20 protein-coding genes and 1 pseudogene are annotated in these 24692 nt (G+C 70.1%); 10 read left to right on the forward strand and 11 right to left on the reverse strand.

Annotated features, from left to right (window positions below; all coding sequences use genetic code 11):
- Positions 1 to 97: 97 nt before the first annotated feature.
- The gene (locus OP04_RS19750) at positions 98 to 949 is read right to left on the reverse strand and encodes a hypothetical protein (RefSeq protein ID WP_033341232.1); all 852 of its coding nucleotides are present in this window, start codon (positions 947 to 949) and stop codon (positions 98 to 100) included.
- 136 nt (positions 950 to 1085) lie between these two features.
- On the opposite strand from OP04_RS19750, the gene OP04_RS19755 reads away from it, so the two are divergent.
- Together OP04_RS19755 and OP04_RS19760 are read left to right on the forward strand one after the other, a co-directional pair.
- Complete coding sequence (locus OP04_RS19755; protein ID WP_051798346.1) at positions 1086 to 1838, forward strand: lysophospholipid acyltransferase family protein; 753 nt, start codon at positions 1086 to 1088, stop codon at positions 1836 to 1838.
- 818 nt (positions 1839 to 2656) lie between these two features.
- Positions 2657 to 3076, forward strand: coding sequence for a hypothetical protein (locus OP04_RS19760; RefSeq protein ID WP_051798349.1), 420 nt, complete (start codon positions 2657 to 2659; stop codon positions 3074 to 3076).
- Positions 3077 to 3089: 13 nt separating this feature from the next.
- Here OP04_RS19760 and OP04_RS19765 read toward each other — a convergent pair whose 3' ends face one another.
- Positions 3090 to 6641, reverse strand: a complete 3552-nt coding sequence (locus OP04_RS19765; RefSeq protein WP_408606767.1) for an ATP-binding protein — start codon at positions 6639 to 6641, stop codon at positions 3090 to 3092.
- A 166-nt stretch (positions 6642 to 6807) separates the two neighbouring features.
- Between OP04_RS19765 and OP04_RS19770 the strand changes: the two genes are divergently transcribed.
- Positions 6808 to 7101 carry a hypothetical protein gene (locus OP04_RS19770; RefSeq protein WP_157240062.1) on the forward strand — a complete coding sequence of 98 codons (294 nt, stop codon included), beginning with the start codon at positions 6808 to 6810 and terminating at the stop codon, positions 7099 to 7101.
- Between the two features lie 75 nt (positions 7102 to 7176).
- Here OP04_RS19770 and OP04_RS48540 read toward each other — a convergent pair.
- The 4 genes and pseudogenes from OP04_RS48540 to OP04_RS19790 form a co-directional block, all read right to left on the reverse strand.
- Positions 7177 to 7870 (reverse strand): annotated as a pseudogene (locus tag OP04_RS48540) (Crp/Fnr family transcriptional regulator).
- A gap of 294 nt (positions 7871 to 8164) precedes the next feature.
- Positions 8165 to 10048, reverse strand: a complete 1884-nt coding sequence (locus OP04_RS19780; RefSeq protein WP_051798351.1) for a S9 family peptidase — start codon at positions 10046 to 10048, stop codon at positions 8165 to 8167.
- On the reverse strand, positions 10049 to 11821 hold the full coding sequence (locus OP04_RS19785) for an N-acetylglutaminylglutamine amidotransferase (protein ID WP_033341234.1): 1773 nt from the start codon (positions 11819 to 11821) through the stop codon (positions 10049 to 10051).
- Between the two features lie 217 nt (positions 11822 to 12038).
- Positions 12039 to 14630, reverse strand: coding sequence for a carboxylate--amine ligase/circularly permuted type 2 ATP-grasp protein (locus OP04_RS19790; RefSeq protein ID WP_085066600.1), 2592 nt, complete (start codon positions 14628 to 14630; stop codon positions 12039 to 12041).
- Between the two features lie 174 nt (positions 14631 to 14804).
- On the opposite strand from OP04_RS19790, the gene OP04_RS19795 reads away from it, so the two are divergent.
- From OP04_RS19795 to OP04_RS19810, 4 genes are all read left to right on the forward strand, one after another.
- A complete protein-coding gene (locus OP04_RS19795) occupies positions 14805 to 15308 on the forward strand; it encodes a polyadenylate-specific 3'-exoribonuclease AS (RefSeq protein ID WP_033341235.1) in 504 nt (167 codons plus the stop codon).
- A gap of 282 nt (positions 15309 to 15590) precedes the next feature.
- A complete protein-coding gene (locus OP04_RS19800; RefSeq protein WP_033341236.1) occupies positions 15591 to 16619 on the forward strand; it encodes a 6-phosphofructokinase in 1029 nt (342 codons plus the stop codon).
- 60 nt (positions 16620 to 16679) lie between these two features.
- Entirely contained in the window at positions 16680 to 17498 is an 819-nt protein-coding gene (gene proC, locus OP04_RS19805; RefSeq protein ID WP_033341237.1) for a pyrroline-5-carboxylate reductase, read from the forward strand.
- Positions 17499 to 17709: 211 nt separating this feature from the next.
- Positions 17710 to 18039 (forward strand): hypothetical protein, encoded by a 330-nt coding sequence (locus tag OP04_RS19810; RefSeq protein ID WP_232323652.1) that lies wholly within the window; start codon positions 17710 to 17712, stop codon positions 18037 to 18039.
- Positions 18040 to 18060: 21 nt separating this feature from the next.
- Here OP04_RS19810 and OP04_RS19815 read toward each other — a convergent pair whose 3' ends face one another.
- Complete coding sequence (locus OP04_RS19815; protein WP_033341238.1) at positions 18061 to 18549, reverse strand: hypothetical protein; 489 nt, start codon at positions 18547 to 18549, stop codon at positions 18061 to 18063.
- Positions 18550 to 18582: 33 nt separating this feature from the next.
- Here OP04_RS19815 and OP04_RS19820 point away from each other — a divergent pair, with 33 nt between their 5' ends.
- A complete protein-coding gene (locus tag OP04_RS19820; protein ID WP_033341239.1) occupies positions 18583 to 18939 on the forward strand; it encodes a DUF2203 domain-containing protein in 357 nt (118 codons plus the stop codon).
- Between the two features lie 169 nt (positions 18940 to 19108).
- Here the strand turns inward: OP04_RS19820 and OP04_RS19825 are convergent, their stop codons facing one another.
- Complete coding sequence (locus OP04_RS19825; RefSeq protein WP_033341240.1) at positions 19109 to 19594, reverse strand: glutathione peroxidase; 486 nt, start codon at positions 19592 to 19594, stop codon at positions 19109 to 19111.
- Positions 19595 to 19734: 140 nt separating this feature from the next.
- On the opposite strand from OP04_RS19825, the gene OP04_RS19830 reads away from it, so the two are divergent.
- Positions 19735 to 21363 carry a glycosyl hydrolase family 18 protein gene (locus tag OP04_RS19830; protein WP_033341241.1) on the forward strand — a complete coding sequence of 543 codons (1629 nt, stop codon included), beginning with the start codon at positions 19735 to 19737 and terminating at the stop codon, positions 21361 to 21363.
- A gap of 65 nt (positions 21364 to 21428) precedes the next feature.
- Here OP04_RS19830 and OP04_RS19835 read toward each other — a convergent pair whose 3' ends face one another.
- Genes OP04_RS19835 through OP04_RS19845 form a run of 3 tightly spaced genes read right to left on the reverse strand, consistent with a single transcriptional unit; the run spans position 21429 to position 23030 of the window.
- The gene (locus OP04_RS19835; RefSeq protein ID WP_033341242.1) at positions 21429 to 21956 is read right to left on the reverse strand and encodes a hypothetical protein; all 528 of its coding nucleotides are present in this window, start codon (positions 21954 to 21956) and stop codon (positions 21429 to 21431) included.
- Positions 21957 to 21995: 39 nt separating this feature from the next.
- Complete coding sequence (locus OP04_RS19840; protein ID WP_157240064.1) at positions 21996 to 22340, reverse strand: hypothetical protein; 345 nt, start codon at positions 22338 to 22340, stop codon at positions 21996 to 21998.
- Positions 22341 to 22358: 18 nt separating this feature from the next.
- Positions 22359 to 23030, reverse strand: a complete 672-nt coding sequence (locus OP04_RS19845) for a Crp/Fnr family transcriptional regulator (protein ID WP_033341244.1) — start codon at positions 23028 to 23030, stop codon at positions 22359 to 22361.
- 392 nt (positions 23031 to 23422) lie between these two features.
- On the opposite strand from OP04_RS19845, the gene tuf reads away from it, so the two are divergent.
- Positions 23423 to 24610 (forward strand): elongation factor Tu, encoded by a 1188-nt coding sequence (tuf, locus tag OP04_RS19850; protein WP_033341245.1) that lies wholly within the window; start codon positions 23423 to 23425, stop codon positions 24608 to 24610.
- The last annotated feature ends 82 nt before the right edge of the window (positions 24611 to 24692 follow it).

The raw sequence follows: 24692 nt of genomic DNA on the forward strand, positions 1-24692 counted from the left end.
TGTCTATTACCTGGCGCTCATTCTCATCGATGGATGATTCACCGAATGCGGGGCAAACGCTCCCTGATCGCCCCGTGAGGTGCGTCACTCAAGCGGTTCAGACCACGGCTCCGTCGCCGGGCTCGTCATCGTCGTCGTCGGTGCGCAGCCGCCAGACCAGTGTCACGAAGCCGGCCAGGATCGACGAGAAGCCGATCAGCATCGCGTAGTTCCGGTCGATGGGCAGCACGGTCGGGAAGACGAACAGCACGAAACCGGCGAACAGCCCCAGCACGGCCAGCAGCGCCGGCGTGGAGATCCGTGGCATCGGCGGCGGGGGCGGCGGCACGTACCGCTCGTCGTCCTCGCCCGGCAGATTCGTGCCGAACGTGTCCAGCCCGTCGAGCAGCGACGGTTCCTCCCGCGGCACGGTCACGCCGCTGATCTCGGTCGCGGACGTCAGCCCGCGCCGCTTCGGCGGCTCCTCCGGCGGGGCCATCGGGTCGTGCCCGTTCACCCGGTCGGTCTTGCGCCGGTTGTGCTCCTGCGGCTTGTCGGAGATGTTCTCCGCGTCCGGCCAGGACATCGTCTTCGGATCCACGTCCGTGTCGAAGCCGGCCACGATCCGGGCCCACTCCGCGTCGACGTCCGGTTCCTTCTTCGCCACGGGCTCCTCCGGTGTGATCGACTCCGCACCGGCCTCAACCGCGAGCTTCGCGAGATATTCCCGGGCCAGATCCAGGTGCGCGCGGTCCACGAACAGCCGGTCGGTCGGGCGCGCCGGCAGGTTCGTCGTGCGCGTCACCGGATCGAGATCGGAGGAGGGCTGCAGATAGGCGGCGATGCCACCGGCGGCGAGCACGTCCAGCAGGTGTTCACCGACCCGGGGATCGACGTCGCCCGCGACGGCATACTCCGCCACGTGCAGTCCGTTGTCCCGCCGCCCGCGACGAGCACCACCCGCTGACACTAGACTCACCCCCTGTTCCTTGCGCGTGCACTGAATGGTGACACGACCCGGGCCGGTTCGGGGAGTGCGTTGTGGCGCGCCGCTCGCGCTTCGTAGGCTCGGCATCGACGTGCCGCACCCCCTCGGAAGGACCCCGGTGCTCTACTGGCTGCTCAAATGGGTCTTGCTCGGCCCGCTGCTGCGAGTCGTCTTCCGCCCGCGCGTCGACGGTCTGGACCACGTTCCCGCCTCCGGTCCCGTCATCCTCGCGAGCAACCACCTGTCCTTCTCCGACTCGATCTTCATGCCGCTGGTCATCCGCCGGAAGGTCACGTTCGTCGCCAAGGCCGAATACTTCACCGGCAAGGGCATCAAGGGCTGGTTCATGAAGGGGTTCTTCGCCGGCACCGGCACCATCCCGGTCGACCGCTCCGGCGGCCGCGCCGCGCAGGCCGCGCTCAACACCCAGCTCCGCGTGCTCCGCGGCGGCAACATCGCCGGCATCTACCCCGAGGGCACGCGCTCGCCCGACGGCCGCCTCTACCGCGGCAAGACCGGCGTGGCACGCCTCGCGCTGGAGAGCGGCGCCCCGGTCATCCCGGTCGCCATGATCAATACCGACGAGATCCAGCCCACCGGCAAACTGATGTGGAAGGTCCGCCGCGTCCGCATCCGCTTCGGCGAGCCGCTGGAGTTCTCCCGCTACGAGGGCATGGCCGGCGACCGCTACGTCGAGCGCGCCATCACCGACCAGATCATGTACCGGATCATGGAGCTCAGCGGCCGCGAATACGTCGACGTCTACGCCTCCAAACTCAAGACCACCCCCGCGCCGCAGGCCTCGGTCCCGCCCGCCGCCGCTGTCCCGCCCGCGGCCGTTCCCCCGGCTCCGCCGGAGCCCAATTCCTGAAAAGCAGTTCATTTCCCACTTCGCGGTGGTTGCGGTCCGCATGCTCCCGCGGGCACCGGTCGTCGCTGGCGCTCCTCCCTTCCACTCCCGCGCCACCCCGGCTTCAACCAAAACCCGTCCGCGCCCACCGCTTCGGCAGCCCTTTCCCATGATCGGGCGTCTCTCATGCTGCTCCAGCAGCATGAGAGACGCCCGATCATGGGAGGCGGCTACGCGCGGCACGGGACGCGCCTCGCGCAACGCGCGCACGACGTAAGCCGCGCGCTCTTTCCGGTGCCGCGCGGAACCGGCTCCGACGCCGGGAGGCAAGCGGAGCGCCAGCGGAGTCTTGGCGGACGGCGAGGTTTGCCCGCGGGAGCAACGCTGCCGGACCACGCCGGAAGCGGGAACATGACCTGGATCTTGCTCTTGCTCTTGCTCTTGCTCTTGCGACGGCGACGGCGACGGCGACGGGGGCGGTGTGGGGGAGACGAGCGAGACCGGTGCGGGCAACCCACGACATCCCACGACATCGCCGGCCGGGCGCTGTGGGTCGAGCGCTGTGAAGTCGGGTGCTGCGGGGCCGGGCGCTGTGCGCCCGAAATTTCGTGATAAGGCAGCCAGTGGGGCGGAGTGCGGGTGTGGGAAGGCAGGTCGGCCGCGGCCGGAGTGCTCGAAAAGGTCATTGAGTGACACGTGGGGTAGATCAACTAGCGCTAGTTGATCTACCCCACGTGTCACTCAATGATCCTCTGGCGCGGCGCGGGCCTGAGGTTGACTCTCGATGTGGTCGAGGCTTGAGGATCGGCGCGTCGGCAGGTGGCGAGTGAACGGACGCGATGATGGATCTTGACAATCCGGTGCTCAGGCTGTGTCAGGACGGGATGCGGGCGGAGGCGGAGGGTCGGCCCGGGGAGGCGCGGGCGCTGTTCCTGGAGGCGTGGGAGAGGCGCGGCGACGACTACGAGGGCTGTGTCGCCGCGCACTACATGGCCAGGGTGCAGGAGGATCCGCGCGAGTTCCTCCGGTGGAACCGGGAGGCGCTGCGGCACGCGGACGCGGTGGGGGACGAGCGGGTCGCGGCCTTCTACCCCTCGTTGCACGTGGGTGTGGCGATGGCCTGCGAGCGGCTGGACGACCCGGACGGCGCGCGGGCCGCGTTCGCGCGCGCGGCCGTGCACGTGGGCGCGTTGCCGGCGGGGGAGTACGGCGATCAGCTGCGGACCGCCGTCGCGGACGGGCAGCGCCGGCTGGGCTGAGCGGGCGTATCGATCATGAGGAAGCCTCCGCCAGCGCGAGGAGACCGGGAGCGCTGTTGCGGTCGCCGAAGGCGATCAGGTCGGCGAGGGCCTCCTCGGCCTCGGGGGCGCGGCCGGAGGCGCGCAGCGTGCGGACCAGTGCGGCGCGGGCCAGGGCCTGGTCGCTGACCGCGCCGATGCTGTCGAAGATGTCGAGCGCGGCCCGGTGCCCGTCCGGCGTGCCGTCGACCGCGGCGGCGCAGGTGAGGATGGCCGCGTCGACCCAGGGGGTACGGCGAGGGGAGCGTTCCAGCAGCGTGCGCACCTGGGCGGCGCGTTCGGGGCCGAGCAGCCACGCGGTGTAGGCGGCCGCGACCACCCACTCCGCGAAGCCGAACGTGCGCGAGTCGCCGTAGTCCGCGGCCAGTTCGTCGAGCAGCGCGCCGGCCTCGGCGTCGCGGTGCTGGAGCGCGCGGCAGAGCGCCGCGTGCGCGAGCGTCGAGCGGATGACCTTGTGGAAGCCGCTGCGGCGCGCGGTCTGCACCGCCTCCTCGACCGGGTCCCCGGCGTCGCTCTCGGCTGCGGCATCCCCGGTTGTGGCGCCGGGCTCGGTGCGGAGCACCCGGATCCAGCCGGCCTGCGCGACCATGTGCAGGTCCCATTCGATCGTGGGGGCGCGCATCGAGTCCGCGGCAGCGCGGAGCGCCACGGCCCAGTCGCCGGCGAAGTAGGCGCGTGCGGCCGCGTCCGCGAAGTTCGTCGCGAGCGTGAGACCGCTGGCGGCCTCCAGCGGCGTGAACTCGTCGATCAGCTTCTGCGAGCCGGTGATGTCGCCCTCCTCCTGCATGGCGAACCCCAGGTTGTGGATGGCCCGCCGCACGCTGGTGAGCTGCTGCTCCCGGCAGTGCAGCGTGATCTCCTGGAGCAGCGGCAGGCCTTCCGGCTCGCCCTGCAGGTACTTCGCCACGGCGGAGGTGATCAACGCGTTCGCGCGGACCTCGGCGAGGCCGAGACGGTTCGCGGCCTCGGCGGCGGTCTCCGCGGCGGCGATCGCGGTCGCGGTCTCGTAGTCGATCATGTGGACGCGCGCGTACTCGAGCAGCGCGAGCGCGGCCTCCTCGCTCGGCGGCAGCTTCTCGTAGAGCGCGATCGCCCTGGCCAGGTACGCCAGGCAGTCGGGCCGGTCCGCGCGGGACAGCGCGGCGCTGCCGAGCAGCGTCCACGCGCGCCCGGCGCCGTCCAGCCGGCCCGTGTCCTGCAGCAGGTGGGCCAGGCCGGTGAGCCGCTCCTCGCCGCCGCTCTCCAGGAACGCGTCCGCGTCGCGGAAGAACGCCAGCTCGGACGCGAACAGGTCGATGGACGGGTCGGGCGAGGCCAGCAGCGTGCCGGCGCGGCGGACCAGCTCCTGCGCGGCGTCCAGGGCATGCAGCGAGTACGCCCGGCGCGCGGCCCGGAGCAGTGCCTCTCTGGCCGGTGACGCGTACGGCCCGGGGTCGAGCCCGAGCGTCCGGGCGATCTCGTGCGCGGCCCACCGGTGGTTGGCCAGCACCTCGGCCAGGTCGGTCTGCCGGCCGGCCGAGACGCGCTCCAGCCAGTCCGCCGTGCGCTCGTGCCGGGCGACCCGCTCGGCGCGGGGGAGCCGCTGGTAGCAGACGTCACGGACCAGCACGTGCCGGAACGCGTACTCCAGCTGTCCGGCCATGCTGGAGTTGCCGCGTTCCTCGACCAGGTCGCGTTGTTCCAGGCGCAGCAGCGTGCGCTCGACCTCCTCGACCGGGCGGCCGACCGCGGTGGCGACCGCGCCGGGCCAGAACTGCATGCCGACCACGGCCGCGGCCTGGAGCACGGCCCGGTCCGCGGGGTCGAGCAGGTCCAGCCGGTTCGCGATGACGGCGCGCACGTTGTCCGGCATCGGGGACGCCTCGTGCTCGTCGAGCCGCCAGCCGGGGCCGGTGGGCCGCAGGCTGCCGCGGTCGACGAGCATCCGCACGTACTCGTGGGCGTAGAGCGGGTTGCCGTCGGCCAGCTCGACCAGCGGTGCCAGCAGGTCCGGCGTGAACGCGGCCTTGCCGAACATCAGCGAGTACATGGTGCTGATGTCGCTCTCCCGCATCGGCGGCAGCGAGATCGACGTGGTGCCGGTCATCGCGCTGGTCCACTGCGGGTACCGTTCGCGCAGTTCGGGGCGGGCGGTGCAGACGATCAGCAGCGGGATGCGGCGGGTGGCCGCGGCCAGCGACTCGATGAACCGCAGCATCGTCTCGTCGGCCCAGTGCAGGTCCTCGAAGACGAGCACGGTGGCCTGCCCGGAGCTGAACCGGACGATGAAGCGCCGCCACGCGGCCTCGGCCTCGCCGGGCGTGATCCGGGCGCCGGACAGGCCGACCAGCGGGCCGAGTGCGTCGCCGAGCCGCTGCGCGTCCTCCGCGTTGGTCAGGCCGTGCAGCGCGTCGGTCAGCCGCTGCCGGGTGGTCTCCTCGTCGTCCGTGTCGAGGATGCCGGCCTGGGACTTGACGATGTCGGCGAGCGCGGCGTACGTGACGTTCTCCCCGAACGGACGGCACTGGCCGACGCGCCAGCACACGTTCTCGCCGGTGATCCGCCCGGCGTGCCGGGCCAGCTCGCGCAGCAGCCGGGACTTGCCGATGCCGGCCGTGCCGAAGATGGTGACCAGCTGCGGGACCCGGCTGGTCACGGTCCGCCGCAGCGCGTTGACCAGCAGCGCGAGCTCGTGCTCGCGGTCGACCATCGGGGTCTGCTCGCTCTCCGCGCCGGCCGGGCGGGGCGGGCGCGGGGCCACGGCCAGCCACACGGTGCTGGGCTGCGAGCGGCCCTTGAGCGTGGTGGTGGGCTGGGCGACGTACTCGATCTCGCCCTTGGTGGACAGGTACGTGTCCTCGTCGGTGAGCACGCCGTCCGTGGGCGCGGCGGACTGCAGCCGGGACGCGGTGTTGACCAGGTCACCGGCCACGATCGCCTGCCCGCCGTCGTGCGCCGCGGTCAGGTTGACCAGCGCCTCCCCGGTGGCTATGCCGACCCGGAAGCGCAGCCCGGCCTCGCGCGCGCGGCCCTGCTGCGGCAGCACGCGCTGCAGTTCCAGGCCGGCGCGGACGCTGCGCAACGCGTCCGCCTCGGTGGCGACGGGCGCGCCGAACAGGACCATGACCGCGTCGCCGATGTACTTCTCGACCACGCCGCCGTACTGCCGGACGATGCGCCGCACCGAGCTGAAGTAGTCGCTCTGCATGATGCGGACCTGCTCGGGGTCGATCCGCTCGGTGTACGGCGTGAAGCCCACCACGTCGATGAAGAGCACGCTGATCCGCCGCCGCTCCTCCTGCACGACCGGCACGGCGTCGGTCAGCGGCCGTCCGCAGCCGGTGCAGTACTGCACGCCGGCCTGGTGTGCGCGCCCGCAGTGGACGCAGGAGGTCTGCAGGCTCGCCCCGCAGCCGCCGCAGAAACGATCTTCAGGCGCGGCGGATCGTCCACAGGCGAGGCATACGGGTCCGATGGGATTCTCCCGGCAAACGGCGTGCGGCAATTGACGCAACCCATCGTCACGGACGGTCGTCCGAACGTGCAAGGCCGCGGCGGATGCCGTGGCTCACGTGACCCCCGGTCGGCCGTCAGGCGACGTCGTCACCTGGGGTTTGTCCAGCGTGTCCAGATGGCGACAAGTGTCCTGACAGGACTTGCCTGAGGATTAGAGTCGGCGCCAGTTCATACGGACGCGAGCAGGAGGACCGACGGTGGATGTGAAGCTGGCGGTCGCGTGGGTCGATCGAACGGGGAGACGGCACAGAGCCGGCGATGTCGTCGACGTCGACCCGATCACGCTCGCCGAGCTGGAGGAGCACCACATGGTGGACCCGGAGCAGACGACGGACGGCAAGGGCGTTACCCGCGAGGACGGCTACATCGGTCCGGGCAAGGTGGCCGACGGCTACATCGGTCCGGGCAAGGTGGAGAAGGAAGAGGACGTGGCGGTCGCGGACGGTTACATCGGTCCGGGCAAGGTCGAGACGGCCGACGTCACGGAGTGACTCCAGGCCCACGGCCGCGGAGTGGTGTTTGCACCATGGCCCCCTCATCCAGAGCTGGATGAGGGGGCCATGCCGTTACTTGTCGACCATGCCGGCGCGACGGCGCAGCGCCGCCACGTCGGTCACCACGATTCGGCGCCCCTCGGTGCGCAGCCACCCCCCGGCTGGCGAAGGACCCGATCGCCTGGTTGACGCTCTGCCGCGACCCGCCGGCCATCTCGGCCAGCTGGCTCTGGTTGAGCTCGATCGTGATCATCGGTGCCTGGCTCTCGCCGGCAAGCCGGACCAGCGTCTTCGCCACCCGCCCGGGCAGGTCGAGGAAGACATGATCCGCGTTCTGTTCGGTGAGCCGGCGAATCAACGCCCCCAGCGCCCGCATCACCGCGTCGAGAATTCGTGGATTCGAGTGCACGAGCTCCATGAAGGCGGCCCGGGACAGCGCCAGCGCGGTGCAGTCCTCGATCGCCTCCGCGGAGGCGGAGCGCCCGGAGCCGTCCAGCAGGGACAACTCCCCGAGCACGTCGGGCGGTCGTACCACGGTGAGTACGGCACGCTCGCCGGTCGGCGCGGTCCGGAAGACCGCGACTGCGCCCCGCTTGAGCACTATGAGTGACTCTCCGGGGTCGTTCTCGACGAATAGAATCTGACCCTTGCGGTACGTACGCGGGACCGCCGCGGCGATCACTCGCTGTCGTACCTCCTGCTCCAGGCCGGCGAACATCTCGACGCCCGTAAGCGCATCGCCGGGATCCGGCAGGCGAACCTCCACGGTCCAACCCCTCCCCGGTCGGGACCAGCGTTGCGCCCACCCCGCGCTCGGCTGGACCGACGTGACATCAACTGGTCAACGCTTCCGCTGCCACCCAGATCATGGCCTGTGTGTCGCGCTCTGTATACCCCTGTGCCTGTGTTCGTGACTGTGCTGTCACAGTCGACGCCGGATGGTATACGTACCCTCCGTTGCCGTGTGTAACGGGTCTGTACTTCAGCCAAAACCCGGACGTTCGGACAGCGATGCCGAAACCGGGCATCGCAGTCCTCCTCACTCTCATACTGTCACCAACTAGACAGCGACGCCGGAGAGATGCGTCGCGAGCCACTGCGCCGTGGCGGTGATCGCGGTCTGCCGGGACGTCCTGGCCAGGAAGTCGTGTCCCTCGCCCGGGAGCAGCAGGTACTCGTGCGGCACGTCGCTGCCGCGCAGCGCCTCCAGCACCTGCTCCGACTCGTGGACCGGCACGTTCGTGTCGTTCGCGCCGTGCACCAGCAGCAGCGGCGCGCTCAGCCGGTCCATCCGGTGCAGCGGTGACAGATTGCGCAGCAGCTCACGATCGTGGTCCGGATGTCCGTACTTGCTGACCGCGGCCGCGGCGATCCACGGCTCGGTGCGCGCGTAGAACGTCTCGAAGTTGGACATGCCGCACTCGCTCACGCCGGCCGCGAACAGCTCGGGGAACGTGGTCAGCGACGCCAGCGTCAGGTATCCCCCGTACGAGCGCCCGATGCACCCGATCCGCTCCGGGTCCGCCACACCGGTGCCGACCAGGTAGTTCACGCAGGCGGCCACGTCGGCGATCGCGCCGTACCGCCCGGCCCGGTTGTCCGCGTCCACGAACTGCCGCCCGAAACCGGACGAACCACGCACGTTCGGTGCGAAGACGGCCAGCCCGCGTGCCAGCAGCGCCTGGAACAGCGGGTTGTGGCCGGGCCGCTCCTGCGCCTCCGGCCCGCTGTGCAGGCTGATCACGGTCGGCCATGGGCCATCGTGATCGGAATCGGGCCGGTAGAGCCACCCGGAGAGCGCCAGGCCGTCGCCGGAGCGCAGGTCACAGAGCTGCGGCGCGATCACGACCGGCCAGCTCGGCTCGTCCGGCGCGGCGGTGGCGGGCCCGGTCGGGTCGTCACCGAGCGTGCGGCACTCGCCCAGCGCCGGGTCGATCAGCCAGATCGTGCGCGGCTGGATCGGGCTCTGCGCCACCAGCGCCAGCAGCCCGCCGTCCCCGGCGAACGCGCAGCCCTCGAAGACCTCGCCGGCCGGTGGTGGCAGCGTGCGCTGCTCGCGCGTGTCCAGGTCCAGCAGGGCCAGCTCGCTCACGCCGCCGTACCGGTTCCAGAGCAGCGCGACCGTGCGCCGGTCCTGGGAGATCGTGAAGTCCTCCAGCTCCGCGTCCGGGCGGCGGGCCAGCTCCACCACGTCCGCGCCGGTCACCGCCACCAGCGTCGCCAGATCAGACCCGGCGTCGGTACGGGCGAGCACGGTCTCCCCGCCGTCCGTGAAGAAGCCGCGGTCCGTGTTGCCGTCCGCCAGCGGCAGCGGCTGGCTCTTGCCGGTCGCGGTGTCCAGCACCTCCAGCCACCGGGCCCCGCGCGGGCCCCGGCGCAGCAGCGCCCGGGAGCCGGCCACGTCCAGCAGGCACAGCAGGTCACCCTCGGTGATCTCCTCGGACGTGCCGGCGGCCAGGTCGCGCACGGTCGCGCGGGCTGTGGCGCCGACCTCGGTGAGCGCGAGCCGGGACGTGCCCGGGATCCAGTCGCCGAGCACCACGGTCGTACCGCCGAAGCCCGCGATCTGGTGTTGATCTGTGCCGTCCGGCCGGATCGCCCAGGCCTCGGCGCGCGGCGCGCCACCGGGCGTCACCGTGTAGACGATCCACGCGCCGTCCGGCGACCAGGTCACGCGCGCGACCGGTTCCGCGCCGGTGGGCAGCGCTGCCGGGCGCGCACCGACGGTATGGGCGTCCTGCACCCACGCCCGCGGCGCGCCGCTGAGATCGGAGACGAACACCACCCGGTCGCCGTCTGGCGACAGGCTCGGTGACCAGCTGTCACAGGTCGTCGGGGACCAGCCGGGCGGCATCGGCGCGCGACCGCCGGGCGGCGGGACGGCCAGTGCGGGTGCGGCGAATCCGGGCAGCGTGGTCGCATTGCCCCCGATCTCAGCGGTCATTTACACCCCGATCCGCTGGAGCCACAGCTCCAGCAATCCCAGTTGCCACAGTGCGTTGGAGCCGAGCGTCGTCCGGGCCGCGTTGGGCGCGTCCAGGAGGTCGGTCACGTACTCCTTGCGGAACAGCCCGCGCTGACGGGCCGCCGACGATGACAGGGCGTCCCGCACGTCGTCGAGCAGGGGGCCCGAGAGGTGGCGGATCGCCGGCACCGGGAAGTAACCCTTCGGCCGGTCGATCACCTCGTCCGGGACCACGCCCCGGCTGGCCGCCTTCAGGATGCCCTTGCCTCCGGAAGCCAGCTTGAGCTCCGGTGGCATGGCCGCCGCGAGCTCGACCACCTCGTGATCCAGGAAGGGTACGCGTGCCTCCAGACCCCACGCCATAGTCATGTTGTCCACCCGTTTGACCGGATCGTCGACCAGCATGACCGTGCTGTCCTGCCGCAGCGCCGCATCCAGCGCGGTCTCCGCGCCGGGCGCGCCGAAGTGCGCGGCGACGAACTCGAACGAGGCGTCCCGGTCCAGCGCCCATTCGGGGGACAGCTGGTCGCGCAGCGCGTCGTGCCGGCGGTCGAAGAACACCCGGGCGTAGGCCTCCGCGGCCTGCTCGCGGGGGACGCCCGCGAGCGGCGGGTACCAGTCGTAGCCGGCCAGGATCTCGTCCGCGCCCTGCCCGGACTGGACCACCTTGATGTGCTGCGCGACCTCCTGGCTGAGCAGGAAGAACGCGACGCAGTCGTGGCTGACCATCGGCTCGCTCATCGCACCGATCGCGTCGTGCACCGCGGGCAGGAACCGCTCCGCGCCGATCCGGATCTTGTGGTGCCGGGTGCCGAACCGCGACGCCATCAGGTCGGAGTAGAAGAACTCGTCGCCGCTCTCGCCGCCGGCCGACTCGAAGCCGATGCTGAACGTGGTCAGCCCGGTCTGGCCCTGCTCGGCCAGCAGCGCCACGATCAGGCTGGAGTCGAGCCCGCCGGAGAGCAGCACGCCGACCGGCACGTCCGCGACCATGCGGCGCGCGACCGCGGTGCGCAGCTTCGCCATCAGCTCGCCCTGCCACTCGTCCGGCGTCATGATCGCGCCGCGGGTGTGCGTGGGCTGCCAGTAGACCGTGTCCGTGCACCGGCCGTCCGCGGTGATCGTCCGTACCGTGGCGGGCGGCAGTTTCCGCACACCGCGCAGGATGGTCATCGGAGCCGGGACCACGGAGTGGAACGTCATGTAGTGGTGCAGCGCGACCGGGTCCAGCTCGGTGTCCACGCCACCGGCCGCGAGCAGCGCGGGCAGCGTGGAGGCGAACCGGAGGCCGTGCGCGGTGTCCGCGTAGTACAGCGGCTTGATGCCGAGCCGGTCCCGGCCGAGCACCAGCGTGCCGGACTCCCGCTCCACGATCGCGAACGCGAACATGCCGTAGAAGCGCTCGACGCAGCGCACGCCCCAGCGGTGGTACGCCTTCATGATCACTTCGGTGTCCGACGTCGACCGGAACCGGTATCCGGCCTCGGTCAGCTCCTCGCGCAGCTGCCGGTAGTTGTAGATGCAGCCGTTGAAGACCATGGCCAGCCCGAGCTCGTCGTCGACCATGGGCTGCGCGCCCGCGTCCGAGAGGTCGATGATCGACAGGCGGCGGTGGCCGAGGGCGACGTGCCCCTCGGCCCAGAAGCCCTCACCGTCCGGGCCGCGGGACTCCAGGCACGGCAGCATGCGCCGCACCGCGCCCGGGTCGGGCGCGGTGCCGTCGAACCTGAATTCGCCACCTATTCCGCACATGACAGACCTCCCATACAGGCGATGGGCACCGCCACCATGCGGTCAACCTGTCCAGATTGCGTAGGCCGCATTACCGGAATGTGACGGTGCCGTAAATGGTCGAACACGCAGCGCATTCGCCGTCCGAGGCGCGCCGCAGCGTCGCGGCAGCTCAGAGTCGTGAGCAGTACCCGCGACCGGACTCGGGCAGTCTGTTATGTGAGCCGTTCCTCCCGAATCACGAGCCGAGCAGCCAGGTGTCCTTCGACCCGCCGCCGCGCGACGAGTTGACGATCATGCTGTCCGGCGGCGCCACCCTGGTCAGCGCCGCGGACCCCACCTCCGGCTCGTCGCCGAGGAAGACGAACGCGCGCAGGTCCACGTGGCGGGGCGTGAGCCGTTCGCCGTCGAAGACCGGGTGGGTGGAGAGCGAGACCACCTCCTGCGCGATCCACCGGTGCGGTGCGGCCTCGACCTGGTGGCGCAGCGCGGCCAGCTCGTCCTCGGTCGCGTGCGGGCCGATCACGACGCGGTCGCCGCCGTACCCGTCGACCGGCTTGACCACCAGCTCGCCGAGCCGCCGCAGGATCTCGTCCCGCTGCTCCGGCACGCCGCCCAGGTACGTCCGCACGTCCGCGAGCAGCGGTTTCTCGCTCAGGTAGTACTCGATCATCTGCGGCACGTAGGCGTAGACCGCCTTGTCGTCCCCGACGCCGTTGCCGAGCGCGTTCGCCACCGCGACGCGCCCGGTGTGCACGGCGGAGAGGATCGGCCAGCCCAGCGGCATGCCGTCCGCGCCCGGCGCGTGCAGCAACTCCTCCTCGTCCATCCGCAGGTAGATCACGTCCACCCGCTGCCGCCGGCCCTGCTGGACCAGGAAGACCGTGCCGTCCACGACCTGCAGATCCGTGCTGACCGCGGCCGGCACGCCCATCTCCAGCGCCAGCAGCCGGTGCTCGAACCAGGCCGAGTCGTCGTTGCCCTTGCTCAGCACCACGATCGAGGGATCGTCGCCGGTCGCCGGCGGTGCGGCCGCCAGCAGCGCGCGGCGCAGCATGGCCGGTGTCTCCTCGACCGGCAGCAGCTTCTCCGGCAGCGGCAGCTCCGGCAGCACGGACAGCGTCAGCCGGCGGTTCTGGATCGCGTACCCGATGCCGGACGGCACCCGCAGGTTGTCCTCCAGCACGTGCCAGCCGGTCTGCTTGTCCTTGACCAGGTCCATGCCGGCCACCTGCACCCGCGCGGCCTGCCGGCGCATCAGCGCGCCGGTCGGCTTGAGCCCGGGGGAGGCGTCCACCACCCAGCCCGGGATCACGCCGTCCTTGACCACCCAGCGCTCGTCGTAGACGTCACGCAGGAACGCGTCCAGCGCGCGCGCCCGCTGGGTCAGCCCGGCCCGCAGCACGGCCCACTCGTCCGCCTCGACCAGGCGAGGCACCAGATCAAAAGGGAAGAGCCGGGTGCTGGCCTCGCCTGCCACGCTGAACGTCACGCCGCGGGCCCGCTGCTCCTCGTCGCGCAGATGCTCGCGCCCGCGCAGCTCCACGGCGCTGAACTGCTCAAGAGCATCGACGATCCCACGGTACGACTCCGTCGGCCCGGTGTCCGGGAACATCTCGTCGCCGGTGCTGGCGTACCCGGCCAGCGGCGCACGGGCCGGCCCGGCGGTCTGCCGCGCCGGTTCGCCGCCGCGGGTCTCCGCAAGGATCAGGTCGACCACGTCGGCCAGCCGCCCCCGGCGGGTGAACGCACGCCGCTGCCGGGCCGCCGCGCTGTTGCGTCGCAGCGCGCGTTCCAGCAGCTCGGTGACGTGTTCCCAGTCGCCGGCCTCCTCCAGGAACGGGCGCAGCCCGGTGGTGAGCCGCCGCAGCGCCTCGCCCGCGGGCACCGGCTTCGGGCTGTGCGGCAGGTCGATCAGGTCGCCCTCCAGGCCGGAGCGCGCGGCCCGCCAGAGCGCGGCACGCAGCACCGGCGGACGGGCCGGCGTGTACGGCTCGCCCGCGCGCACCCGCTCCATCTCGCGCCGGACCACGGCACGGAACAGCCCGGCCAGCAGCACCACGGTCTCCACGTCCGAGCTGGCGTCCGTGATGCGCAGCTCGACCGTGGGCACGTGCGCGGACGGCCGGACGTCGAAGTAGATCATCGCGGGGTCGCTGATCGTCTCGGTCTCGATCAGCTCGCGGACCAGCGCGTCGTGGTCCGCGGCGCTGGTCACCAGCCCGGGGTCGCCGGCCGTGGGCCAGCGCTGCCAGACCAGGGAGCGGACGCTCGCGTACCCGCTGTCCTGCCCCATCCAGTAGGGGGAGCTGGCGGACAGCGCCAGCAGCGACGGCAGCACCGGCTGCACGCGCTGGGCCACGGCCACGGCCAGGTCCCGGTCGTCGATGCCGACGTGCACCTGGGCGCCGCAGATAAGCTGCTCGCGGGCCAGCATCTGGTACTCGTCCAGCATGTGCCGGAAGCGCGTGGTGGGCGTGATGTCCAGATCGTCGCCGTTCAGCAGCGGCATGGTGCCGGCCGCCGCGATGCCGAGCCCGGCCGCGTCCGCCACGCCGACGGCGAGCCGCCGGAGCCGGACCATGTCCTCCCGGAGATCGTCGAGCGTGCGGCTGACCGCGGTGTTCGTCTCCACCACGGACCGCTGGAGCTCGGCCGTGAACGAGTCCGAGGGGAGCCGTTCCAGCAGTTCGCCGGCGCGGGGCACCAGTTCCCGGGTGTCCAGGTCGATGACGTGGAACTCCTCCTCCACCCCCAGCGTGAGCGCCTCGGACCCGGGTTTCGGGTCCGGCGGGGCAAGCGTCGTCGCGTCCTTCGGAGTATCGACCATTCTCTTTCCCACCTCATGGCGCCGGCTGTCCGGAGAGCGTTCCCACGGCGCGTGCCAGCTACGTTTCGGGCCGGTTAAGGTGCGCGACCCGCTGGCCTCCTTTACCCGATCTTGGGCCGCTCCACGCACCCCTGACGCAGGGGTCACCATCAGGATGAGTGAGGATGGTGCCTGATGACATACCGCTACTTCTATGACTGTGAATTCATCGAGGATGGTCGAACGATCGACCTGGTCTCGATCGGCGTGGTGGACGAGAACGGGCGCGAGTTCTACGCGATCTCCACGGAATTCGACGGATCACGCGCCACGCCGTGGGTACGCCGCAACGTGCTCGACCGGCTCCCCTCTCCCGGTGACCCCGCCTGGAAATCCCGCGAACGCATCCGCGACGAGCTCTACGAGTTCCTGGTGGAGCCGATCCGCGGGCGTACCGGCGAGCAGTTGGATCTCTGGGCCTGGTTCGCCGCCTACGACCACGTGGTGCTCGCGCAGCTCTGGGGCGCCATGCCGGCGCTGCCCCGCGCCATTCCGCGCTTCACCAAGGATCTGCGCCAGCTCTGGGACGACAGGGGCCGTCCGCCCCTGCCCAGCGCGGAGGCCGACCGGCACGATGCCCTGGTCGACGCGCGCCACAATCTGGCGCGCTGGAATGCGATGTTGGAGCCTGGCACGTGATGCCCGCTCTTGGCATCGCGTCCTGGCGTCCGGGTTTTGCCTGCGGCTGAGTTCAGCACGTGATGCCCGGTTTTGGCATCGCGTCCTGGCGTCCGGGTTTTTGCCGACGGCTGAACTCAAGTTGTAGCGCGTCTGACATCGTGGTGTAGCCGGGGTCTGCGCGAAAGAGCGCGAGTGACGCCGACTACAGTGCGCAATGACGGCCCGCCCCGGATCGGCAACGTTGCCACTGGGGCGCCTGTGCCGAAGAGACTTGCAGGTGTTGTGGAGGGACGAGCCAACATGCGTATCGGTGTGCTCACCGGCGGCGGAGACTGCCCTGGTCTGAACGCGGTCATCCGCGGTGTGGTCCGTAAGGGCATCACGGTCTACGGCCACGAGTTCGTGGGCTTCCGGGACGGCTGGAAGGGCCCGCTCGAGGGCCTGACGAAGCCGCTCGGCATCCAGGAGGTCCGTGGCATCCTGCCGCGCGGCGGCACCATCCTCGGCTCCTCCCGGACCAACCTGTTCAAGATCGAGAACGGTGTCGAGCGGGTCAAGCAGAACCTGGCCGACCTGGGCGTCGACGCGCTGATCGCGATCGGCGGCGAGGACACGCTGGGCGTCGCCACCAAGCTCGCCGACCTGGGCGTGAACGTCGTCGGCGTGCCGAAGACGATCGACAACGACCTGAACGGCACGGACTACACGTTCGGCTTCGACACCGCGGTGAACATCGCGATGGAGGCGATCGACCGGCTGCACACCACCGCCGAGAGCCACCACCGCACGCTGATCGTCGAGGTCATGGGCCGCCACGCCGGCTGGATCGCGCTGCACGCCGGCCTCGCCGGTGGCGCCAACGTCATCCTGCTGCCGGAGCGCAACTTCGACGTCGACCAGGTCGCGACGTACGTCGAGAAGCGCTTCCAGCACGAGTACGCGCCGATCGTGGTCGTCGCCGAGGGTGCGCAGCCGCTCGAGGGCCAGATGGTCACGCAGAACCAGCAGCTGGACAGCTTCGGCCACGTCCGCCTCGGCGGCATCGGCCAGTGGCTCGCCGAGCAGCTGGAGGCGAAGACCGGCAAGGAGGCCCGCACGGTCGTGCTCGGCCACATCCAGCGCGGTGGCACGCCGACCGCGTTCGACCGGGTGCTCTCCACCCGCTTCGGCCTGCAGGCGATCGACGCGGTGCACGAGGGCGACTTCGGCAAGATGGTCGCGCTGCGCGGCACCGACATCGTGCGCATCCCGCTGATCGAGGGCACCGGCGAGCTCAAGACCGTGCCGATCGAGCGTTACACCGAGGCCGAGGTCTTCTTCGGCAGCTGATCATCGGCTTGTGAAGGGCGCGTTCCCGTTCCGGGGGCGCGCCCTTTCCAGATCACAATCATGAGGGGGTACGCCGTGATCGTCGCGATTCTGGGCGCCGGGAAGATGGGCGAGCTGGTGCTGGGCGGCCTGCTGCGCGGCGGCCACCCGGTCACGGACGCGATCGCCACCGCGCGCCGTCCGGAGCGTGCCGAGCAGTTGCGCGCCGCGCACGGCGTCCGCGTGTTCAACAACGCCACCGCGGCCGGTCAGGCCGATGTGCTGGTGATCGGCGTCAAGCCGCAGGACGCGGACGCGCTGCTCCGCGAGATCGCCCCGAACATGCGGCGCGGCGCGCTGGTCGTCTCGCTCTGCGCGGGCCTGCCCACGGAGTTCTTCGCCCGCCGGCTGCCCGAGGGTACGCCGGTGGTGCGCGTCATGACGAACACGCCCGCGCTGGTCGGCGGCGCGATCTCGGCGATCTCCCCGGGTGCGCACGCGACCGAGGCGCACGTGGCGCGAGCGGAGGAGCTGTTCCGCCCGCTCGGTGCCGTGATCCGGGTGCCGGAGAAGCAGCAGGACGCGGTCACCGCGGTCTCCGGCTCCGGGCCCGCGTACATCTATCTGTTCGTCGAGTCGATGATCGAGGCTGGCGTGCTGCTCGGCCTGCCTCGCGCGACCGCGCACGAGCTGGCCGTGCAGACCGCGCTCGGCTCCGCGACCATGCTGCGCGATTCCGGCGAGCACCCGGCCGTGCTGCGCGCCGCGGTCACCTCGCCGGCCGGCACCACCGCGGCCGCGCTGCACCAACTGGAGCGGCATGGAATGCGTGCCGCGGTGCTGGATGCTCTTGAGGCGGCGCGTGATCGCGCGGTCGCCTTGGCGGCGCAAAACACCTGATCAGGGCCTTGTGGAAGCTCCACAAGAGGAAGATGCGCGGCCATCCATCAGGCCGGGTATTCATTCATCCCTGTGGGGCTTCCCGCCTCAGCTCCTCCCCGTTACGGTCAGATGACAGCGAGTAATTGCTGCTGAACTGGGGAGGTGCACCATGCGAGCTACCGGACGATCTCTGGTCATCGGTGGGACGACCCTGACTGTAACGGCCGCGATGCTGTGGGTGTCGACCCCGGCCTCCGCGTTCGCGCACGACAAGGTCGCGAACCCCTACCTCCACGCGCTTCTGGACGTGCTGAGCCTGGCCGTCGTGATCTCGCCGATCGTGTCCGCCTACCTGTGGGGCGCCGAACGACGGGGGCTGCTGCTGGCCCTGGTCGGGCTGATCCAGGTCCCGGTCGCGATCATCGCCTTCGTGCCCGTCGTGCCGCCGGCCGTGCACCTGCTGCTGTTCGGCGTCGCGATGGCACTCACCATCGGTTCCATCGGCTTCGTGCGGCGATCCGCGACTTCCCCCGCGGTCGCGCCGGAGCTGCCCCGTTGATTCGTGGCCGGCTGCCACCGGTCACGAATCGACGACTTCCGGGGTGAGGGCCCCGGAGTGGACCCCGCTGTCGGCTGCGGAGACCTGCCAGTCCCTGGGCATCGGCTGGTTATCCTCTGTGGTCGGCGGCGGCACGTCCGGAACGGAACCGAACGGGTCGGCGGCGGGTGGGCCACTGAGGTCCATGGGGAGCACGTGATCCCCGACCGTGAGGGCAGTGGCCCGCCCGCCGTCCCAGTACGTCCCGACCGGCGGGCATCCCGGCGCCGGCGCGCCCCACGTGCCGTCCGGGCCGCGGAGCGCGGTCCAGCGGCAGTGCTCCTCCCCGACGTACCCCCAGGCCATGAAGATCTCTTCGCCCCGGAAGCTGTAGACGCCGACGGACTCGATCGTGTCGCCGGCCGGGCGACGGTGGAACGTGGCGCGCAGGCCGGGCACGATCACGCCGTCGAGATCCGTGTCGTCCACGACACGATGGGGGGAGAAGCCGGACAGGTCGGGCAGGTACATGCCCTGATCAACGAATGCCGCATACTGAGGGTCGTGTTCACACTTGCCGAGGCCCGACAGATGATCGCCACGCTGCGGCCCCGCATCGACGAAATGATCACGCTTCGCGCCGACCTCGCGGAGCTCAAGGCCGACCTCGCGGACGGGCTGGAGAGCTCGTTCGGCGGCGTCGCGGAGATCAAGGCGCTGGACGCGCGGATCTACGCCACGGTCGAGCTCCTGGAGCAGAACGGCATCCAGATCAAGGGCCTGGCGCCGGTCCTGCTGGACTTCCCGGGTGAGCAGGACGGCCGCCCGGTGCTGTGGTGCTGGCTGGAGGGCGACAGCAGCATCGACTGGTTCCACCGCCTGGAGTGCGGTTTCGCCGGCAGAAGGCCCACTGCCGGCTGACTCATGAGTTTTTGTCCGTAGTTCTTCCTGACCTGCCCCGGTCTCGGCCACGTCGTGAGGCGCAGGCGACCAGAGCACGGTGGCGTGAGGCCGAACCTGGTCCTGGTTCGGCCTCACCCCACCGTGGCCGGGAGTGGCGCCGAGCCCGGAGGAGCGGAGCGACGACCAGCTAGCTCAACGCTTTTTCGATGGCGTCGCGGACCGCGGGCTCGTCCGGCTTGACCGGCGTGCGGAAGCGGGCCGCGACCGTGCCGTCCCGGTTGATCAGGAACTTCTCGAAGTTCCAGCGGACGTCGCCGGCCTCGCCGTCCGCGTCCGTGGTGCCGACCAACTCGTCGAAGAGCGGGTGGCGGTCCGGGCCGTTCACGTCGATCTTCTCGGTCAGCGGGAACGTGACGCCGTAGGTGGTGGCGCAGAATTCGGCGATCTCCGCCGCGGTGCCCGGCTCCTGGCCGCCGAACTGGTTGCAGGGCGCGCCCAGGACCACGAGGCCCCGGTCCGCGAACTCCTCCGCCAGGTTCTCCAGCGCGGTGTACTGCGGCGTGGAACCGCACTTGGAGGCCACGTTCACGATGAGCAGGGCGTTGCCCCGGTACTGGTCGAGGTCAGCGGGCCCGCCGGTCAGCGAGTTGATCTTCACGTCGAACACGGTCATGGAAGTGGACATTACGCCCGGCAGGTGGCCGGAACGTCCGTTGCCCTAAGAAATTGATAAATCCATGTATGGGCATCTTGACGAACCGGTGACGTGGCCCTTCACTCTTAGGAAAGTTTCCTAATCGATGTGGAGACGCCATGAGAAGATCCGTCCGCCGCGGGCTGCTGGCGGGTGCGGTCGTAGCGGCCCTGGCCGCCACCGCAGTCCCGGTCGCCAACGCGATGGCCGCGGGCAGCATCGCCGCCACCTTCACCGCCAGCTCCGACTGGGGGACCGGCCACGAGGTCGCCGTCAAGGTGACCAACGGCTCCGACGCCGCCGTCGCGACCTGGAGCATCACCTTCACGTTGCCGTCGAGCGCCTCGATCAGCAGTTCCTGGGACGCCGACGTCACGAAGAGCGGCAACACCTACACCGCGGTCAAGAAGAGCTGGCAGGGCAGCCTCGCCCCCGGCGCGTCCGTGACCTGGGGATACATCGCCACGGGCGCCTACGCGGCGCCGAGCAGCTGCACGATCAACGGCGTGACCTGTGCCGGTGGCACCACGCCGCCGACCACCGCGCCGCCCACCACGACGCCCCCGACCACGACGCCGCCCACCACGCCTCCGCCCACGACCACGCCGCCCACCACGCCGCCGCCGAACACCGGTGGCAAGAAGGTCGTCGGCTACTTCGCGGAGTGGGGCGTCTACGACCGGAACTACCACGTCAAGAACATCGACACGAGTGGTTCCGCGGCCAAGCTGACCCACATCCTGTACGCGTTCGGCAACACCACCGGCGGCCGTTGCTCCGTCGGCGAGACGTTCCCGGCGTACGAGAAGTCCTACACCGCGGACCAGAGCGTCAGCGGCGTGGCGGACACCTGGGACCAGCCGCTGCGCGGCAGCTTCAACCAGCTGCGCCAGCTCAAGGCGAAGTACCCGCACCTGAAGATCATCTACTCGTTCGGTGGATGGACCTGGTCCGGCGGCTTCACCCAGGCCGCGCAGAACCCCACGGCCTTCGCCGAGTCCTGCTACAACGTGGTCGAGGACCCGCGCTGGGCGGACGTCTTCGACGGCATCGACATCGACTGGGAGTACCCGAACGCCTGCGGCCTCAGCTGTGACGCCAGCGGGCCCAACGCGTACAAGAACGTGATCTCGGCGCTGCGCACCAAGTTCGGCGCGAACGCGCTGATCACCTCCGCGATCACGGCGGACGGCAGCAACGGCGGCAAGATCGACGTCACCGACTACGCCGGCGCGATCAACAACCTCAACTGGCTCATGCCGATGACGTACGACTACTTCGGCGCGTTCGCGGCGCAGGGCCCGACGGCCCCGCACTCGCCGCTGACGTCCTACAACGGCATCCCGACCGCGGGCTTCAACTCCGACGCGGCCATCCAGAAGCTCAAGTCGAAGGGCATCCCCGCCGACAAGCTGCTGCTCGGCGTCGGGTTCTACGGCCGCGGCTGGACCGGCGTCACCCAGTCCGCCCCCGGCGGCGCGGCCACCGGCCCGGCGGCCGGCAAGTACGAGCCCGGCATCAACGACTACAAGGTGCTGAAGGACTCCTGCCCGGCGACGGGCACGGTCGGCGGCACGGCCTACGCCTACTGCGGCAACAACTGGTGGAGCTACGACACCCCCGCCACCATGACCAGCAAGATGTCCTACGCGAAGACGCAGGGCCTCGGCGGCGCGTTCTTCTGGGAACTCTCCGGCGACACCACCAACGGCGAGCTCATCACCGCCGTGAAGAACGGTCTCAACTAGTAATTCCCTTCAGTAAGACGCCTGCCCTCACCGTCGTCCACCCGGCGGTGAGGGCAGGTCCTTGTTCACCCCGGATTACCGATGGGCTGCCGGGCTGCCAGCGACTCCATGAACTTCAGTCGGTCGTAGGCCGGCATGCACTCCAGGCGGAACCTGGCGGACGGCGGTAGGTTGCCGTTCCTGCCCAGCGTGGGTGGAGTGGGGTTCTCTCCGCCGTGGGCGACGGCACGGCGGTGATCGTCCTCCATCTTGCGCAGGATTCCCGCCCGCGTCTCCTCGTCCAGCCGGACCTGTGCGTCCTTGAAGGAAAGGGAGCCGTCGCCGACCTCGCGTACCACGATCGAGAATGCTTCCTCCACGATCATGGTGACCACGTCGGACGTGTGATCCAGGAGCAGCATCCAGCCCACATGCCGCTTCAGGTCGCCCTCGAGCTCCACGCGTCGGAGCTGAAGGCGTGCAGCGATGCGGGCCCCGGTCCGCCGTCGTTGCCGCGAGTCCCGCCCGATGACCCACCAGCCGCCGAGTGCCCCGAGCGCGGCGATCGCGGTGATGGAGATCGAGATCGTGAACTGGGTGTTGGTCATGGTCATCGCCTATCCACCTGCCGTCCGCGAGCGCCGCGTCACGGGTCAGATCCCGTATTCCTTCTCGTATTTGTCGAGGATCGACCGAGCTCGACCGTGCATTCTGCTCGCGGCGCGATCCCTGGCGATCTTCTCGATGTCGTCAGGCGTGCAATTCAGCTGGCGCAGGAGGTTCAGCGCGATGCTGATGACGTCCATCGCCTCCCGGCGGGCGCGTGTCCGGTCGTCGTTGCGGAGGTGCTCTTCCAACTCGTCGAATTGGATGTCGATGGCGCGCCGAAAGTGTTCGATCGGCTTGTTCTTGATTTCCTGATCCACGTCGTTCCAGGCGTTCCAGATTTCCTGGAACGGGCCCAATTCGTTCTCTGCTGGTCGTGGGGAAGAGTGCATGTTCGGCCTCGTGCCTCTCTAGCTGGTACGAATCGCCTCACGGAGCGCGTGGGCATCGTGGATGGCGATGCGTCGCCGTCCAGTGGAGATCATTCCTGTCTCTCTCAGCCTGCGAAGCTCGATAGCCACGGCGTCGCGTGAGGCGCCGATCCGGCCCGCGATGTCGTTCTGGGAGAGCGTCGTCGAGATGACGATGTCGTCACCCTGCTCTTCTCCGACCTCCTCGGCCAGTTCGATCAGCCATCGAGCGAGCCGGCTCCGGACGCTGGACCGTGCGAGAAGCATCTGCCTGTCGGACTGGCGCCGGCGACGTACCGCGGCCCGGTACATCAGTGGCCAGAGTCCGTTTTCGTCGACGAAGCGAAGAAGATCTTCCGCCTTGATGTCGAGCCCGCCGACCTCGGTGATCGTGGTGACGGTCGCGGACCGGGGCTCGCTCATCAGGACACCCTCGTCGCCCATGATCTCCGTGGAACCGCGGATCGCCAGGATCGTTTCGGAACCGTCCGGAGCCGCACTCGTGACCTTGACGTTTCCCCGCTGGATGATGAGGGCCGAGTGGGCCGGCTGTCCCTCCCAGAAGAGGGTGTGCTCGGCGGGGAACTCCACCGGCGTACCCAGCGCCTCCAGCTCCCGGCGCTGGTCGGCGGTGATGAGGTCGACGATGCGGATGGATGCGACTTCTTCCATGAAGGTAAGTGTAAAAATCTACAGTTGGATGTGTCAACGTCTACGGCGGGCGTGTTGGGCTTCGGAGCGATAAATCAGTGGTCGTCGTGGCGACGTGCCGTTAGCATCGTTGGCATGTTCGGCATGAGTGGGCTTGAGGTGCGCACCGGCGGTGGCCGGGGTGGCGCGCTCGTCGCCATGCCTCGACGACTGGATAGCTGACCCTTCTCCCGCTCCAGCAGGACCGGAGGAGGAGGGTGCTCTCGTCGTACCCCTGTGGATCTTGATTGTGATCTGGGGGTTCTTCGCGCGGTCTTGGCGCGAGTCATCACCATTCTCAATGGTGCGGAGTGGCGTCCGCTCGCGTTTTGCTGCCTGCCTTTCGAAGCATTACGAGTAATCGGGAAATCGTCATGGCAAAGAGCCAGTTCGTGCGGACGAAACCGCACCTCAACATCGGCACCATGGGGCACGTGGACCACGGGAAGACCACGCTGACGGCCGCTATCACGAAGGTGCTGGCCGAGCGCTACCCGCAGGTCAACAGCTTCGTGGCGTTCGACGGGATCGACCGGGCGCCGGAGGAGGTGCAGCGGGGGATCACGATCAACATCGCGCACGTGGAGTACGAGACGGCCGCGCGCCACTACGCGCACGTGGACATGCCGGGCCACGCCGACTACGTGAAGAACATGATCACGGGGGCGGCGCAGGTCGACGGCGCGATCCTGGTCGTGTCCGCGCTCGACGGGTCGATGCCGCAGACGCGGGAACACGTGCTGCTGGCCCGGCGCGTCGGCGTGCCGCACCTGGTGGTGGCCATGAACAAGGCGGACGCGGTCGCGGACACCGAACTGCTCGACCTGGTGGAGCTGGAGGTGCGGGAGCTGCTGACCGAGTACGGCTTCCCCGGCGACGAGGTGCCGGTGGTGCGCGTGTCCGCGCTGCGGGCGCTGGAGGGCGACCCACGCTGGACGCAGTCCGTCGCGGACCTGCTCGACGCGGTCGACACGTACGTGCCGGAGCCCCCGCGGTCGCTGGAGGACCCGTTCCTGATGCCGATCGAGAACGTGCTCACCATCTCCGGCCGCGGCACCGTGGTCACCGGCGCGGTCGAGCGCGGCACGCTGCGGCTCGGCGAGCAGGTCGAGGTGGTCGGGCTCGGGCCGTCGATCGCCACGGTCGTGACCGGCATGGAGACGTTCGGCAAGAGCCTGCTCGCGGCCGAGGCCGGGGACAACGCGGCCGTGCTGCTGCGCGGCATCAAGCGGGACCAGGTCTCGCGCGGTCAGGTGGTGGCGGTGCCCGGCTCCGTGCGGGCGCACCGGCGCTTCCGGGCCGAGCTGTACGCGCTGACCGCGGCCGAGGGTGGCCGGCACACGCCGTTCCTGGCGAACTACCGGCCGCAGTTCTACTTCCGGACCGCGGACGTGGCCGGCGCGATGGACCTCGGCGAGGTGCAGATGGTCATGCCGGGGGACACGGTGTCGCTGTCGGTGTCGCTGGACCGGGCGGTGGCGATGGACACCGGGCTGGGCTTCGCGGTGCGCGAGGGCAACCGGACCGTGGCCGCGGGGACCGTGACTGAGCTGCTGGATTAGCGCTCACCGGGGCGTGCTTCCTGTGTCGTGGGAAGCACGCCCTCTGTTTCCCCCGGTTTTCGGGCTGCCCGTAATCTTGTCG

This window comes from Catenuloplanes japonicus, assembly GCF_000717135.1.
GTDB lineage: Bacteria > Actinomycetota > Actinomycetes > Mycobacteriales > Micromonosporaceae > Catenuloplanes > Catenuloplanes japonicus.